The organism is Geothermobacter hydrogeniphilus, from assembly GCF_002093115.1.
In the GTDB taxonomy this organism is placed as follows: domain Bacteria; phylum Desulfobacterota; class Desulfuromonadia; order Desulfuromonadales; family Geothermobacteraceae; genus Geothermobacter_A; species Geothermobacter_A hydrogeniphilus.
Genome location: NZ_NAAD01000032.1, coordinates 1 through 15,941, shown reverse-complemented (window position 1 = coordinate 15,941; position 15,941 = coordinate 1). Strand labels below are relative to the sequence as shown.

The following is a 15,941-nucleotide window of genomic DNA, read 5'->3' as shown; positions in this document are numbered from 1 at the left end:
ACATTTTTCCCGCAAACGGGAACGATCTTGCTGAGAAAGGAAGGCTTAAAAACACCAGTGACAGGGCAACAGGTGCCCCGGATGGTCAGTCGGGTGGCAATTTTTGTCCAAAAAAACGCTTACGCCCCCCCCTGGAACAGAGCGCGTCCGGGTGGTTACCTGAAGCAGGGAGTTCCTGTTGGATGGAGAGTGCCAGTGCTTGGCCTGAATGAGATTTTTAAAAATCTGAAGCGCACCCATTAGGTTCACTGGTGATTTATGGGAAGCTCAGGCAGATCAATGACGTGTGCTGTTCGCCGACAAGGGCAGGGTTTAGATAAGAAAACTCAAATTCCGGTATTTTGGAACCGATTCACGAAGCTCGTCCATGATATTGTTCGGCATTTGATTTTTCAATGTCTCGGCGGTTTTGAAGAATTTTCCCTTGAGCCGGTTCTGGCGGTCGAGAAAATCTTCCAGGGAGGAGGGGTTGTCCTGGTTGAGAGAATAAAGCTTCAGATAAGCGGAATAGAGTTGGTCGAGAGTCTTTCGTGCGGCGGCTGCCGACTCCGGAGTTTCCCCGAGGGCCTCCAGTGCGGTATCAATAGCGCCCTTGACCTTGGCCAGCCTCCGCTGCTCTTTCTCCGCCAGCGGAGGAGCCAGGACGGCCATCGAACCTTCCTGTTTCCGCCAGGCGGCGGCCCGGGCGGCGGCAGCCTTCAGGTTCAGGTCAACACCTGATTTAATGCCGTACAAAGCTACGACAAAATTGCGTGCATAGGCCTTCTGCTGCTGATGAGACCGGTACAGTCCGGTTGCCCCAACCGCCAGAACCACAACCAGAACCGCCAGGACGGCATAGGCCAGCCAGCGTCTGTCAATCCCCGAACCGGTTGTTTTTTCAGCGTCGACTTTGCCCCTGGCCGGTTCAGCCGCCCTGCGAACCGGTTTACGGACAGGGAAAAAGCCGCTTCTATGCTGTTTTCGTACCGCCGGCCGACCTTCCTGAACCAGAATGTAGGTGGGAAAAAAAGAGCCGCAATGAAGACACAGGTTTTCACAGCCGAGTTCATGGCCGCAATCGGAACAATAGATGCTGCCCTGTTTCCGGTAGACACGCAGGGTGAAATCTTCGCGGCCGACCCAGTATTTTACGTTGCATTCAGAACAGTGCCGGAATCCCCCCTCGACAGGGATTTCCTGTTGCTGAATCTCGATGGTCGCTTTACATTTTGGACAAGCGCACTGCATAACTCTTCACCCTTATAAGTCAAGACGCCACGGTCTTGTATGGCCTAGAATGTCTCTCCCCTGCCGACCCAGCTGCCATCGCCGGCCCGAACAACATCATCCAGACTGGCCGGGTCCGAAATAACCTGCTGACTCACCCCGTCAGGACCGATGCTGTAGAGATCAAAATCGGTGTTCAGGTCGGCAAAGAACATACTCTGTCGCGGGGGCGTCCCGCCGGCAAGGTTGGCGTACTGATAAGGGTTCCCCCAGGGATCTTTCATCCCGCCCCGGTTGATGTCATTCAGTGAATTCGGGTAGCTGACATTGTCGAGAGCAAAAGAAACGATATCCTTCTCCAGATTGCGAATCTCCGCCATGGCTCGTGAAACTTTGGCCCTGTCAGCAAACTTATGAAACTGTGGGATGGCAATGACCGACAGAGTTCCGATAATCGCCAGGATAAGCACCAGTTCGACCAGGGTGAACCCCTGACAACCGCCTCCTCCCTTGCGGGTTGCGGTGGATGACACGTCCTTCGCCATCTCCTGTCCCGATATGTGTCGCTCAACCATTTTCATATTCAATCCAATAAATAATTCTTAACGCCAAAAACTCCCGGTCGCGTTTTCGCAAGGCGCGACGAAGGGAAGCTGACAAAACCGGCCTTCCTGTTGCAAAGTTGTCCGCTCTTAAAAGCATTTTCCGTGCCCAATCCGCAAAATACGCATCAAGCAGGGTGACCTTATGTCAGCTGGATGATATTCTTCAAAGCGCAGTCCGGTGTGAAATGATTGCAACCTCGACTTCTTCCCCAAAGGATCATCCATGACCGGTAAAAAATCCCGCCTGATCATCATTGCTGTCATCGTTCTGCTTATCGCGGCATTCTTCATCTTCGACCTCGGACGTTTTCTGACTCTCGATTACCTGAAATCACAGCAGGCCGCCTTCGACAGCTACTATACCGAACATACCACCCGCACCCTGGCCATCTACCTGGCGATCTACATCCTGGTCACCGCCCTGTCTCTGCCGGGCGCAACGGTCATGACTCTGGCCGGCGGGGCAATGTTCGGCTTCTGGACCGCCCTGCTGGTGGTCTCCTTCGCCAGCAGCATCGGCGCCACCCTGGCTTTTATCGTCTCGCGCTTCCTGTTGCGCGACTGGGTGCAGAACCGTTTCGGCGACAAGCTCGGAGCGATCAACGCCGGGGTCGAACGCGAGGGCGCTTTCTATCTCTTTTCACTGCGACTGGTCCCCCTGTTCCCCTTCTTCGTCATCAACCTGGTGATGGGCCTGACGCCGATGAAAGTCCGCACCTTCTACTGGGTCAGTCAGGTCGGGATGCTGGCCGGCACCGCGGTCTATGTCAATGCCGGCACCCAACTCGGCCGGATCGAATCGGCAGCGGGCATCCTCTCCCCAGGCATCATTATCTCCTTTGTCATCCTCGGGCTCTTTCCGCTGTTCGCCAAGAAGGTCATGGAAATTGTCAAGGCACGCCAGGTTATGGCGAGACACCCCAAACCGGAACATTTCGATTACAACCTGGTGGTTCTCGGCGCCGGCTCGGCCGGCCTGGTCACCTCCTATATCGCCGCCGCGGTCAAGGCGAAAGTAGCGCTGATTGAAAAACACCGGATGGGCGGCGACTGCCTCAATACCGGCTGCGTACCGAGCAAGGCGCTGATCCGTTCCGCAAAGATGATCAGCTACGCGCGACGAGCCGGGGAGTTCGGCCTGCGGAAGATGGAAGCTGAGTTCAATTTTGCCGAGGTGATGGAACGCGTACAGAGCGTCATCGCCAGGATCGAACCCCACGACTCGGTGAAACGCTACCGCGAACTCGGCGTCGACTGCATCGAAGGCGAGGCGCGCGTCACCTCCCCTTACAGCGTCGAGGTCAATGGCCGCACCCTGACCACTCGGGCGATCGTCGTCGCCACCGGCGCCGCCCCCTACATCCCGCCGATCAAGGGGATCGAGCAGGTTGACTACCTGACCTCGGACACCCTCTGGGAGTTGCGCGAGAAACCGGAAAAGCTGCTGATCATCGGGGGCGGGCCGATCGGCTGCGAAATGGCCCAGGCCTTCGCCCGGCTCGGCTGCGAAGTGACCCAGGTGGAAATGAGGCCCCGCATCATGGGACGCGAGGATGCCGATGCGGCCGACTTCATCCGTCAACGTTTTGAAGATGAAGGCATCCGGGTTCTGACCGAGCACGTCGCCCGCGAAGTACGGGTTGAAGAGGGACGACAGGCCCTGCTCTGCGACCACCGGGACAACAAGGTTGAGATCGAGTTCGATCGCCTGCTGATCGCCGTCGGTCGCCGCCCCAATGCCACAGGCTTCGGACTGGAGGAACTCGGCGTGCGTCTCACCGGCCGCGGCAACATCGAGGTCGATCCCTTCCTGCGCACCAACATCCCGACCATCTTCTGTGCCGGAGATGTCGCCGGTCCCTACCAGTTCACCCACACCGCCGGGCACCAGGCCTGGTACGCCGCGGTCAACGCCCTGTTCGGAGATTTCAAGAAATTCAAGACCGATTACCGGGTCATCCCCTGGTGTACCTTCACCGACCCCGAGGTGGCCCGGGTCGGTCTCAACGAGCGCGAAGCGCGGCAGCAGGACATCGCCTTCGAAGTCACCCGCTACGACCTCGACGATCTCGACCGGGCAATCGCCGACTCCGAGGACCACGGCTGGGTCAAGATCCTCACCCGCAAGGGTTCGGACAAAATTCTCGGCGTCACCATCGTCGGTACCCATGCCGGCGACCTGCTGGCGGAGTACGTGCTGGCGATGAAACACGGGCTTGGGCTGAACAAGATCCTCGGTACCATCCACATCTACCCGACCATGGCCGAAGCCAACAAAATGGCGGCGGGAGTCTGGAAAAAAGCCCATGCTCCCGAAAAACTGCTGCACTGGATCGAAAAGTTCCACCGTCGGCGGCGGGGAAAGGGTTCGGCAGCAGACCCGGCCGAACCCGGCAGGGAAAACTGAAGATGCTGAAGACCCTGACAGTCCTGGTGGTGCTGCTCTCAGCCTGCACGAAAGGAGACCTCCATGTCCGAACCAATCACCGGTCGCTGCGCCTGCGGCGCCATCCACTACCGCATCACCACCCGCATCCGCCAGGCGGTCAACTGCCACTGCAGCATGTGCCGCAGCCACAACGGCTCGGCCTTCACCAGCTATGCGGTGCTTCCCGGCAGATATTTTGAGCTCCTGGACAACGAGCACAAGCTCACCGACTACGGATTTTCGGAACGCGTCCACAAGCATTTCTGCTCGGTCTGCGGCACCCCGCTGTTCAATACCAACAGCCGCTACCCGGATTACCGGATGGTCTTTCTCGGCACCCTCGATGACGCCGGGGCGGTGATGCCGAATGCCAACATCTTCTGTTCCAGCCGACTCGGCTGGGTCAGAGAGATTGACGCCATCCCGAGCTTCAATGAAGCATTCGGCAAATAGCCGGTTGTTCGGCGTTGCGCGAATGGTGTATAAAGCCGGGAAATCTGAAAAAAACGCCACCAAGGCACCAAGAACACCAAGAAAGACAAAAGCAATAATTCTTTAACGCTGAGGCGGAGAGGTGCAGAGTCGGAGAAAAACCGCTTTGGGGGTTTTAAAAACAGAACTGCCTTTAGATTTTCTCTGCGTCCTCTCCCTCTCTGCACCTCTCCGTTAAAAAAGGTTTGCTTGGTGTCCCTGGAGTCTTGGCGGCCAATTCATTTCGAGGTTTTTTCATGAGCGAAGATACGAAAAAAATCATCTACTCGATGATGCGGGTCAGCAAGAACTACAATCGGCAACCGGTCATCAAGGATATTTCCCTTTCCTATTTCTACGGCGCCAAGATCGGCGTCCTCGGCCTCAACGGCTCGGGCAAATCGACGCTGCTGCGGATCATGGCCGGGGTGGACACCGAATTCAACGGCGAGGCGGTGCTCTCGGCCGGCTACACGGTCGGCTACCTGGAACAGGAGCCCCAGCTCGACGAAAGCAAAACGGTGCGTGAAGTGGTGCAGGAGGGGGTGCAGGAGACCGTCGACCTGCTGAAGGAGTTCGAAGAGATCAACAACGCCTTCGCCGACCCTGACGTCGACATGGAAAAGCTCTGCGAACGCCAGGCCAGGGTACAGGACAAGCTCGACGCCCTCGACGCCTGGGATCTCGATTCCCGCCTCGACCTGGCCGAAGAGGCCTTGCGCTGCCCGCCGGCCGACACCCCGATCAAGGTCCTTTCCGGTGGCGAGCGGCGCCGGGTGGCACTCTGCCGCCTGCTGCTGCAGAAACCGGACATCCTGCTGCTTGACGAACCGACCAACCATCTCGACGCCGAGACCGTCTCCTGGCTGGAACAGCACCTGCAGCGCTACGAGGGAACGGTCATCGCCGTCACCCATGACCGTTACTTCCTCGACAATGTCGCCGGCTGGATTCTCGAACTCGACCGCGGCCACGGCATTCCCTGGAAAGGCAACTATTCAAGCTGGCTGGAGCAGAAGCAGGAGCGACTGCGCCGGGAAGAAAAGGCCGAGTCGAAACGCCAGCAGACCCTGGCCAACGAACTGGAGTGGATCCGCATGTCGCCGAAAGGACGCCACGCCAAGAGTCAGGCCCGCATCAGCGCCTACGAGAAGCTGCTCGGCCAGGAGGCCGCCGTTCGGGAAAAAGAACTGGAACTGTTCATCCCGCCGGGGCCGCGACTCGGCAACGTCGTCATCGAGGCCGAGGGGGTGAGCAAATCGTTTGGCGACAAACTGCTGCTCGATGACATGAGCTTCCGACTGCCGCCCGGCGGCATCGTCGGCGTGGTCGGCCCCAACGGTGCCGGCAAGACCACCCTGTTCCGGATGATCACCGGCCAGGAACAGCCCGACGCCGGCAGCATCCGGGTCGGCGAAACGGTCAAGCTCGCCTACGTCGACCAGTCGCGGGAAACCCTCGATGCGGACAAGACCATCTGGGAGGAGATCTGCGACGGCCAGGAACAGATCGATCTCGGCGGCCGGCTGGTCAACTCGCGCGGTTACGTCGCCCGCTTCAACTTCTCCGGCTCCGACCAGCAGAAAAAGGTCGGCACCCTCTCCGGCGGCGAACGCAACCGGGTGCATCTGGCCAAGATGCTCCGCTCCGGCAGCAACGTGCTGCTGCTCGACGAACCGACCAACGATCTTGATGTCAACACCCTGCGGGCCCTGGAAGAGGCGCTGGAGAACTTCGCCGGCTGCGCGGTGGTGATCAGCCACGACCGCTGGTTTCTCGACCGCATCGCCACCCACATTCTCGCCTTCGAGGGAGATTCACAGACCGTCTGGTTCGAGGGGAACTATTCGGAATACGAAGAGGATTTCAAGAAACGCCACGGCAGGGACGCCGACCAGCCGCACCGCATCCATTACCGCAGCCTGACCCGCTGAGGAAGGCCTGAGATGAACGGTTCTGTTCGATTCTGTTGCACCCTGATACTGGTCCTGATGCTGGGAGCGACCGCCAACGCCCTGGAATTGCGTTCAGCGGCCTTTGCCGGCCAGGCGGCAATCCCGGGCGTCTACACCTGCACCGGTGAAAATATCTCACCACCATTGAGCTGGACCGGGGTCCCGGCAACCGCCGAAAGCCTGGTCCTGACCCTGACCGACCCGGACGCCCCGGCCGGCACCTGGGTCCACTGGCTGCTCTACAACCTGCCGCCGCGGTTGCCCGGCCTGCCCGAGAAACTGACGAAACTGCCGCCGGACAGCGGCAGCGGTCGCAACAGCTGGGGCGTAACCGGCTACGGCGGGCCCTGTCCACCCTCCGGCACTCATCGTTATATCTTCCGGCTGTTCGCTCTCGACCGCCGACTCGATTTTTCCCGACCGCCGGGCGCCGAACAGCTGCGCCGCGCCATGCGGGGACACATCCTCGACCGCGCCGAGCTGCTCGGCCGTTATCGCAAATGATGGCCGATCTCCCGGCACGGCTGCTGGCCGCCGTTTACGACCGCGCCATCGCCGGCGCCGAGCGCCGCTTTCTCGGCCGCTGGCGGCGGGAACTGCTGACCGGAGTCACCGGTACGGTGCTGGAAATCGGCAGCGGCACCGGACTCAACCTGCCCCACTACCCCGCCACGGTCGAACGCCTGGTGCTGAGTGAACCCGACCCCTACATGCGTATCCGGCTGGAAAAGAAGCTCGACCGGCAGCCGGCTCCACCGGAACTGCTCACCTGCGGCGCGGAACAGCTCGATTTCCCCGACGGAAGCTTCGACGCCGTGATCTCGACCCTGGTCCTCTGTTCGGTCAAGGACCCCGCCGTCGCCCTGCGGGAAATCCACCGGGTGCTGCGCCCCGGCGGAAGGCTCCATTTCCTCGAACATGTCCTCTCCGAACACCCCGGCATCAGTTTCTGGCAGCACACCCTGGAACCCCTCTGGAAACGCACCTGCGGCAACTGTCACCTGACCCGAGCCACCGGGGAGCTGATCGGTGAAGCCGGGTTCGAAGTGGAAACCATGGAGGATCTGCGCATGGAAGGAGTACCGATCATCGTACGCCGGGCACTGCGGGGGGTGGCGGTCAAACCGGCCGCGGGAGCATGAAACCCGGCGGAAAGTCCACGGGGACAGTCCCCTTGAATGAGGGGGACTGGCCCGTGGACTTTCCGGAGATGTAAGATGTGAAATACCGCGAACAACAGGGGGCAGGTAACATCTGTACCTGCCCCCTGGCTCTGCCAACTGACAGCTTATAACTGACTGCTGCCCCTACCCCTTCTTCACAAACTCCGACTTCAACCCCATCGCCCCGATGCCCGGAATTTTGCAGTCGATGTCATGATCGCCGTCGACCAGGCGGATATTCTTCACCTTGGTGCCGACCTTGACCACCGCCGAGGAGCCCTTGATTTTCAGATCCTTGATCACGGTCACGGTGTCGCCGTCTGCCAGCACATTGCCGTGGGCGTCGCGCCAGACCTTCTGTTGCTCCTCGTCACCGCCGGCCGCAGCCGACCACTCGTGGGCGCACTCCGGACAGACAAACAACCCCCGGTCTTCATAGGCATACTCGGACCCGCATTCGGGACAGTTCGGACATTCACTCATACAATCACTCCTTTTTGATTGCGGGGGACAAGCCAGGACGGCCCCCGTTCCACCGACCCTTCGCCCTTGGCCCTTCGCCCTTGGCCCTCAACCCTTGGCCGCCTTAGCTTTTATTCCGACCTGCTGCACCAGCAACCCGGCAACGATCAGCACCAGACCGACCAGGGTCGCCGGCAGAATCCGCTCTCCGACCAGGAAATGAATCAGCACCAGCGACAGGAAGGGGGAGATGAAGATCAGGTTGCTGATCCGCGCCGTACTCTCGGCATAACGCATCGCCAGCAGCCAGAGGACGAAGCAGAACCCCATCTCGAAGGTGCCGACGTAAGCGGCGCCGAGCAATCCCGGCAACGGCGGCATCCGCAGGTCGGTGAACAGCAGGCTGTAACCGAGGACGAAGGGGAAACTGAAGAGAAAATTGACCAGCAGTGCCACCACCGGGTCGCGCTGGTCGCGGGTGTTGAAAATCCAGTAGAGCGACCAGATGACCGTACTGACCAATGCCAGGACAACCCCGAGCGGTTCGGTGAAATTCAACCCGAGGATATCCCCCTCGGTGGAGATCACCACCACCCCGGCATAGCTGAGCAGCAGCGCCACGAATTCCTGCCCCTTGAATTTCTGTCCCAGCAACGGAATCGCCAGCAGGCTGAGGGTGATCGCCCAGGTGTAGTTGAGCGGCTGGGCCTGCTGGGCCGGCAGCAGGTCATAGGCCTTGAACAGCACCAGGTAGTAGAGAAAAGGATTGAGCAGACCGAGCAGCAGCGACATGCCGTATTCGCGCCGACTGCAGTGAAAAATCCGCCCCAATTTACCCTGGACGACAAGAATCCCCCCCAGCAGCAGGGTCGAAAAAGCGCCGGAGTAGAGCAGCAGGTGGGCCGGTTCGAGATAACGCAACGAGAGCTTGAAAGCCGAGGCGACCGTCGACCAGAGCAGCACGGCGGCCAGACCGTAGAACATCGCCCGACGCTGGTTTTTCACAGGATTCCCCTCCCCTTGCCGCGCAACCGCAGACCGGCCGGCAGCACCAGCATCAGCAGCCCGGAAAAGATCAGGCCGATACCCGTGAACGCCTGCGGGGAGAGGACCTCGCCGAGGACGAAAATGCCCAGCAGGCTGGCGGTCATCGGTTCCGCCAGTGACAGGGTTACCGCGGTGGCGATCGGCACCCGCTGCAGGCCGCGGGCAAAGAGCCAGTAGGAGAGTGCCATGGTCGCCAGCCCCAGGTGCAGCACCACCAGCAGCGCCCGCGGCTGCAGCAGCCAGTCAAGATCACGGCCGATCAATATCGGGACAAGCAGCAGCGCGGCGACAGAGACCACCACCGCCATCACCGCGTTGGGCGAATGATCATCCAGCAACCCCTTGATGGACAGGGTATAGGCGGCATAGGAGGCGCCGGCCCCCAGCGCCAGCAGGATCCCGAGCGGATCGGCCCGCAACGGGCCGCCGCCGAGACTGAGCAGCCCGCAGCCGACAATCGCCAGGGCAGTCGCCACCCCCCAGCGCCTGCCGGGACGTTCGCCGCGAAACAGGTACCCGAGAATGCCGCCGGCGATCGGCGAGGAACCGATACCGACAATGGTGCCGACAACCACACCGGTACGGGCGACGGCGGCAAAGAAGCAAAGCTGGTAACCGGCGGTAAACAGCGCGGCGAGGCACACCGGCAACGGCTTCCAGTCTCCCGGAGGACCGATTTCCCGACGACTGCCGGCCAGCACAAGCAGGGCGATGCCGCCGACCACCAGCCGCAGGGTGCCAATCACCAGCGGATCGAAGCCGACCGGGGCGAACGCCTGGGCAGTGCCGGTGGTGCCCCAGAGCAGGGCCGCGCCGAGGACGAAAAAGACCCCGACGGTGGCATTATGATCGGCAGTCGAACTCATGTTGAAACCGGGACCTCCGCCAGGCGTCGACAGTGCGGCATCAGGTAGAAGATACCAAGCATCCGCCCGACGGTCAGGGCCAGGGCGGCGATGGTGATCCCCGGCCAGTCGAGCCAAGGGATGAACAACGCCAGCAGCACCAGAATGGCCAGTGCCTCCACCGCCGTAGCGGTCGAGACCGGGGTGGTGCGCTTGGCCAGCACCAGCAGTGAACGCTGCCAGGTGATCCAGACCGTCATCCCCGGCAACAGGCACATCAGCATCAGCGGCAGACGGGCGAAATCCGCCAGGTCCGGTTCCAATCCGGAGATCCCCCGCAACCAGAGGTCTGCCAGCGGCGTCAGGGCGATCAGGGCGAGCGTGGCGACACAGAAAAGGCCCAGAACAAGGGCGAAGCGTCCTCCCTCGCGGCGATGCTCCAGCTTGCGCCCGACCAGGGCGATGGCCGCCTCCTGATAGGAGAGCCCGAGAGCGCGGAAGATGAAGGTCAGGCCGTAGAGAACCGGCAGCACCGCCAGTGATTCGAGGGGAAAACGTCCCCGGCCGAGAAAAAAAGTGACCACCGGCTGCACGCTCAGGGCAATGAACGGGGTCATCGCCAACGGCAGGTAAAACCGCGTGATGCCGCGAAAATCGAGGGGTTCTCCTTCTCCCGACAGCCGCAGCAGCCGTTTGATTGAAGGGCGGGTCAGGCGCCGTGCCACCAGCATTTCGGCGACCACGCCGACCGCCAGGGCCAGGCCGCCGGCCGCCGCGCCGGGCAACACCCCGACCGCCGCCAGAGTAAATCCGCTGACCGCCATCGAACTGACCCGCGCCAGGGTACCGACCGTGACCCGTCGGGTCCGGCCGTCGGCGATCAGCACCCCCTGGTAGAAGCGCCGCAGCCCGATCGCACCGGGCCAGGGCAGCAGCCAGAGCAGCGCCTGCCAGGTCGGTTCGGCGATTTCGAGCGGCAGGCCGATCCACTGCACGCAGATCCGGTCGAAAACCGTCGGAATCACCAGCGTTCCGAGCAGCAGCGTCACCCCGCCGCTCAACAGCAGGGTGAAATTCCGCAACCGCCGGTAGGATTCCGCGTCACGACAGAGGGCGGTCGCGGCGCTCATCAGCATGATCACCGGCGCCTCGGCCACCAGGGCGAAAGCGTACGCCACGCCGAACGCCGCCAGGTTCGGCACCGGGGCCTCCATACGGGCGATCAGTGCCGCCAGCAACGGCCCCTCAGCCGCCATCAGCAGCCAGGTGGTCGCCAGCGGCGACCAGAAGCGGAAGATGCGGGAATATGTCAGACGCTCGGTGGATGCGATCATGAAAAATAGACGGTTACGGGGAAAAGATGGAGAATACAGGAGCCGGGATTCGGGGGCCAGAAGAAAAATCTATCCCCCGACTGCCGCCAACACCCCATGTTCCGCGAACCCGGCAATCACCCGCTCCAGGTCATCGGCAGTCGGTTCAGACATGCCCTCGGCACGGTACTCGCCACCCAGCCTGACATGCTTGCCGACCGCGATCCCATGGTAGGGCAGCAGGTCGACCAGCTTCGGTCCTCCGACCAGTCCATCGATGAAGCGGGCGGTCGCCTCGATATTGGCGGGATCGTCGTTGACTCCCCTGATCAGCGGGATGCGGATGCGGATCTCGGCGCCGGTGGCCGCCAGAGCCCGCAGGTTGGCGAGGATCGGGGCATTGTCGACCCCGGTCCACTGCCGGTGTCGTTCGGCATCCAGCAACTTCAGGTCGTAAAGGAACAGCTCGGTCCGCTCCGCCACCTTGAGCAGAACCTCCCGGCTGGCCAGTCCCGAGGTATCGACGATCCGATGGATACCGCGCGCTCCGCAGGCGGCAAGCAGTTCGAGCAGAAATTCAGGATGCTGCAGCGGTTCGCCGCCGGAGAAGGTCACCCCGCCGCCCGATTGATCGAAAAAGGGCCGCTCCTTCTCGATGATCGCCAGCAGTTCCTCGACGCCGTAGGCGCGGCCGGAGATCTCGCTCGCCGTCGACGGGCAGATCTCGGCACAGGCGCCGCACACCCGGCAGCGTTCAAGATCGGTGACGATCCCCGCCGGAGTCAACTCACAGGCCTGTTCGGGACACCTTTTGACGCACTCGCCGCAACCGATGCAGCGAGCGGCGGTGAACAGCTTCTGCGCCTGCGGGGAAAGGCTCTCCGGGTTGTGGCACCAGCGGCAGGCGAGGGGACAGCCCTTGAAGAAAACGGTCACGCGGATGCCGGGACCGTCGTTGATGGCGTAGCGCTTGATATCGAAGATGAGGTTTTTATTCATAAGCATTGTTTTGGCCACCAAGACACCAAGGACACCAAGAGAGGCAAAAGCAATTCAATCCGGAGAGTTAAAAAAGCCAAAAACGATTGGCTGGACACGTGTTTTCTGGTCCGTCCTTTTTCCATCCGGGGACTTCCATGTTTTCAAGGATTTCTTGGCGCTCTTGGTGTCTTGGTGGCCCAAAGATTTTTCAGAAACCCTCGTTCTCCGTCCGTTCGATGATCTCCTGCTGCAGATCGACGTTCATATCGTTGAAGTAGTCGCTGTAGCCGGCCATGCGCACCAGCAGATCCTTGTAGTCCTCGGGGTGTGCCTGCGCCGCCCTGAGGGTGGCGGTGTCAACAATATTGAACTGGATGTGGTGCCCGCCGAGGGTAAAGTAGCCGCGGATCAGCGCGGCGAGCTTCCTGATGTCCTCGTCGCGCTTCAGCAGGCTCGGCAGGAATCTCTGATTCAGCAATGTGCCGCCGGACATCGTATGGTCGAGCTTGGTCAGCGAGCGGATCACCGCCGAGGGCCCGTGGGTATCGGCACCGTGCGAAGGCGAGGTGCCGTCCGAAATCGACTTGCCGGCCAGGCGGCCGTTGGGGGTGGCGCCGAGCATCTTGCCGAAGTAAATATGGCAGGTGGTCGAGAGCATGTTGAGGTGGAAGCTCTCTCCCTTGGTGTTCGGCTTGCCGTCGATGGCCTTGAGCAGGTCGGCATAGACCTGCAGGGCGATATCATCGGCGCGGTCGTCGTCGTTGCCGAAGCAGGGAGTCTTGTTGACCAGGGTCTGGCGCAGGAACTCCTCCCCCTCGAAATTCTTCGCCAGCGCCGCCAGCAGCTGATCCATGCTGCAGGTCCGCTGCTCGAAGACATGGGTCTTCAAAGCCGAGAGACTGTCGGTGACGGTGCCGAGCCCGGTGCACTGGATGTAGTTGGTGTTGTAGCGCGGGCCGGCGCCGTAGTAGTCGCGCCCCTTGTCGATGCAGTCGGCGATCACCACCGAAAGGAAGGGCGCCGGGGCGTACCTGGCGAACATCCGGTCGATGTAGTTGCTGACCCGGATCTTCAGGTCGACAATATGGTTCAGCTGCCTGACGAAGGCGGCGTAGAGATCCTCATAGCTCTCGAAGTCCCGCGGATCGCCGGTCTCGATGCCGACCCGTTTGCCGGTCAGGGGATCGACGCCGTTGTTGAGGGTGATTTCGAGAATCTTCGGCACGTTCAGGTAACCGGTGAGGATAAAGGCCTCCTTGCCGAAGGCGCCGACCTCGATGCAGCCGCTGCAGCCTCCCTCGCGGGCATCCCTGAGCGATTTCCCCTGGCGCAGCAGTTCGACCACGTAGATGTCGGGGTTGAAGACCGAGGGATAGCCGTGCCCCTGACGGATCACCCGGCAGGCCGCTTCCAGGAAACGATCCGGAGTCACCCGGCTGACATGCACCGCGTTGCCCGGCTGCAGAATATGCAGCTCCTCGATGATCTCCAGCATGATGTAGGAAACCTCGCTGACACCGTCCCTGCCGTCAGCGGTGATGCCGCCGATGTTGAGATTGGTGAAATCGTTATAGGTACCGCTCTCGCGGGCGGTGATGCCGACCTTGGGCGGCGCCGGATGATTGTTGACCTTGATCCAGAAACAGCACAGCAGCTCCTTGGCCTGCTCGCGGGTCAGGGTTCCTGCGGCGATCTCCCTCGCGTAGAAGGGCGCCAGGTGCTGATCGAAATGACCGGGATTCATGGCGTCCCAGCCGTTCAGCTCGGTAATGGTGCCGAGATGCACGAACCAGTACATCTGGATCGCCTCGTGGAAGCTGTCGGGCTTGTGCGCCGGCACCTTGCGGCAGACGCGGGCGATTTCGCGCAGTTCGGCGGCACGCTGCGGATCAACCTCTTCCTCCGCCATCTGCTCGGCCCGTTCGGCATGTCGTTCAGCGAACAGGATCACCGCGTCGCAGGAGATCTCCATCGCCTTCAGTTCCTCCAGCTTGTCGGTCGCCTCGGGATCGTGCAGAAAATCGAGGGCGACGATCCGCTCGGCGATGCGCCGCTTGAAATCGAGCATCCCGCACTGGTAGATGGTGCCGTCCAGCGCCGTATGCCCCGGCGCGCGCTGTTCCATGAACTCGGTGAACAGCCCGGCCTGGTAGGCGGCCCGCCACTCATCCGGCACATGGCTGAAAATCCGCTCCCGCACCGTGCGGCCCTGCCAGTAGGGAATCACCTCGCGGGCATAGGTTTCAATATCCTCATCGCTGATGGTGTAGCGCTGCTGCTCGCGGCTGCGCAGGATCTGGAAGTCTTCGACGCTGTGGCAGGTCAGCTCGGGAAAGGTCGGTACCGCTTTCGGTTTCGGCCCGCGCTCACCGACGATCAGCTCATCGTCGCCGATATAGATGGTCTTCTTTTGACAGTGATCGAGAAAATTGAGCGCCCGCAGCACCGGTATCGCGTATTTGCCATAGTTCTCCTTGTAGAAAGCGGTCTCGTGCAGCGCCCGCTCGATCGACAGACTCGGCTCGGTCTCGACCGAGAGCTTGCGCAGCCGCTGGATGCGCGGGTTCATCCCCGGCCCGATCGGATTGCCGTTATCGGGATAGAAATTTCCCTCGGCGGCCGGCTTGCGCTGCGGGGAGACAATCGTTTCGACGTGCGACATGATGCTTACTCCTTCGACGTGGATGGCACGGATGGTCAGGCCATTCATGACAAGAGCAACGACAATGCCATCCGGCCACAACTCTCAACCTGCCGGAATCAGGAAGGTTCCGCATGTAAACCGAGTCATGCGAACCGTTATTTTACCCATTTTTGGATATTTTATCCGAAAAAGCATACCGACAGGAGAAGGACAGGATTCCTGAATGTGTTCAGCTGCGCAGGATGGGAACAAACCCCTGGGCAACGGCGTAGTCAAATCCCCTGCGGGTCAACTGAAAACGCACGCCGCGCCAGATGGTCAGGCCGATGCTGATCATGCCGCGCCGGTTCAGGGATTCAAGAGTTGCTGCGAAAATGCTCTGCTCCATAAACAGCTCGGCGCGCAACTGTCTGCGCGACAGACCCTTCCCACCCGTCTGCGCCAGCTTCCTGAGAACCAGGGCTTCGTAGTCACTCAGGCCGCCGGACACGGAAAGGGCGGGATCATTCTGTTCGGTGTGCCAGTGATCCTCCGGCAGTCCCGCCGCCGCGCCACGTTCCTTACGAAGTTGACGCATCTTTGCCCGCGCCTTTTTCCAGAGCGGAACAAAGCCGATCAGCAGAAACAACCAGAGGAAGATGAGAAACAGTACCGGCATGGGCAGTTCGGGAAAGTCCATACGCACCTCCGAGGGAGACCTTTTCAGCATACCACGAACAGTGCGGAAAGGCGGCCTAGTACCCTGTAACTCATAGAATTTCGCAATATTGCGCCGGGATTTTCCGTGTCGACAAGGCGCGCTTTCCGCTGCATAGCCG

Annotated in this window: 14 protein-coding genes; 5 read left to right on the top strand and 9 right to left on the bottom strand. The window is 61.0% G+C overall.

Features of this window, described 5'->3' with window-relative positions; translation table 11 throughout:
- Nucleotides 1-312 precede the first annotated feature (312 nt).
- Both B5V00_RS15825 and B5V00_RS15820 read right to left on the bottom strand, forming a co-directional pair.
- The gene (locus tag B5V00_RS15825; protein ID WP_085011777.1) at nt 313-1,230 is read right to left on the bottom strand and encodes a hypothetical protein; all 918 of its coding nucleotides are present in this window, start codon (nt 1,228-1,230) and stop codon (nt 313-315) included.
- A gap of 44 nt (nt 1,231-1,274) precedes the next feature.
- A complete protein-coding gene (locus B5V00_RS15820; RefSeq protein WP_139800808.1) occupies nt 1,275-1,784 on the bottom strand; it encodes a prepilin-type N-terminal cleavage/methylation domain-containing protein in 510 nt (169 codons plus the stop codon).
- A gap of 253 nt (nt 1,785-2,037) precedes the next feature.
- Between B5V00_RS15820 and B5V00_RS15815 the strand changes: the two genes are divergently transcribed.
- The 5 genes from B5V00_RS15815 (at nt 2,038) to B5V00_RS15795 (ending at nt 7,810) form a co-directional block, all read left to right on the top strand.
- Complete coding sequence (locus B5V00_RS15815) at nt 2,038-4,221, top strand: FAD-dependent oxidoreductase (RefSeq protein WP_085011775.1); 2,184 nt, start codon at nt 2,038-2,040, stop codon at nt 4,219-4,221.
- Nucleotides 4,222-4,284: 63 nt separating this feature from the next.
- Nucleotides 4,285-4,695 carry a GFA family protein gene (locus tag B5V00_RS15810; protein WP_085011774.1) on the top strand — a complete coding sequence of 137 codons (411 nt, stop codon included), beginning with the start codon at nt 4,285-4,287 and terminating at the stop codon, nt 4,693-4,695.
- Between the two features lie 275 nt (nt 4,696-4,970).
- Complete coding sequence (ettA, locus tag B5V00_RS15805; protein ID WP_085011773.1) at nt 4,971-6,647, top strand: energy-dependent translational throttle protein EttA; 1,677 nt, start codon at nt 4,971-4,973, stop codon at nt 6,645-6,647.
- A gap of 12 nt (nt 6,648-6,659) precedes the next feature.
- The gene (locus B5V00_RS15800) at nt 6,660-7,172 is read left to right on the top strand and encodes a YbhB/YbcL family Raf kinase inhibitor-like protein (protein WP_245804001.1); all 513 of its coding nucleotides are present in this window, start codon (nt 6,660-6,662) and stop codon (nt 7,170-7,172) included.
- The gene (locus B5V00_RS15795; RefSeq protein WP_085011772.1) at nt 7,169-7,810 is read left to right on the top strand and encodes a class I SAM-dependent methyltransferase; all 642 of its coding nucleotides are present in this window, start codon (nt 7,169-7,171) and stop codon (nt 7,808-7,810) included. The genes B5V00_RS15800 and B5V00_RS15795 overlap by 4 nt, the downstream gene beginning before the upstream one ends.
- 165 nt (nt 7,811-7,975) lie before the next feature.
- Here the strand turns inward: B5V00_RS15795 and B5V00_RS15790 are convergent, their stop codons facing one another.
- The 7 genes from B5V00_RS15790 to B5V00_RS15760 form a co-directional block, all read right to left on the bottom strand.
- Nucleotides 7,976-8,314 (bottom strand): zinc ribbon domain-containing protein YjdM, encoded by a 339-nt coding sequence (locus tag B5V00_RS15790; RefSeq protein ID WP_085011771.1) that lies wholly within the window; start codon nt 8,312-8,314, stop codon nt 7,976-7,978.
- 87 nt (nt 8,315-8,401) lie between these two features.
- Nucleotides 8,402-9,298: a DMT family transporter gene (locus tag B5V00_RS15785; RefSeq protein ID WP_139800807.1), complete on the bottom strand. Its 897-nt coding sequence runs from the start codon at nt 9,296-9,298 to the stop codon at nt 8,402-8,404.
- Nucleotides 9,295-10,206, bottom strand: a complete 912-nt coding sequence (locus tag B5V00_RS15780; RefSeq protein ID WP_085011770.1) for a DMT family transporter — start codon at nt 10,204-10,206, stop codon at nt 9,295-9,297. Before B5V00_RS15780 ends, B5V00_RS15785 begins: the two co-directional genes overlap by 4 nt.
- Nucleotides 10,203-11,519 (bottom strand): hypothetical protein, encoded by a 1,317-nt coding sequence (locus B5V00_RS15775; RefSeq protein ID WP_085011769.1) that lies wholly within the window; start codon nt 11,517-11,519, stop codon nt 10,203-10,205. The genes B5V00_RS15780 and B5V00_RS15775 overlap by 4 nt, the downstream gene beginning before the upstream one ends.
- 69 nt (nt 11,520-11,588) lie before the next feature.
- Nucleotides 11,589-12,497 carry a glycyl-radical enzyme activating protein gene (locus B5V00_RS15770; protein WP_085011768.1) on the bottom strand — a complete coding sequence of 303 codons (909 nt, stop codon included), beginning with the start codon at nt 12,495-12,497 and terminating at the stop codon, nt 11,589-11,591.
- 190 nt (nt 12,498-12,687) lie between these two features.
- Nucleotides 12,688-15,048 (bottom strand): trans-4-hydroxy-L-proline dehydratase, encoded by a 2,361-nt coding sequence (gene hypD, locus B5V00_RS15765; protein WP_216355502.1) that lies wholly within the window; start codon nt 15,046-15,048, stop codon nt 12,688-12,690.
- Between the two features lie 304 nt (nt 15,049-15,352).
- Entirely contained in the window at nt 15,353-15,802 is a 450-nt protein-coding gene (locus B5V00_RS15760) for a hypothetical protein (protein ID WP_085011766.1), read from the bottom strand.
- Between the last annotated feature and the right edge of the window lie 139 nt (nt 15,803-15,941).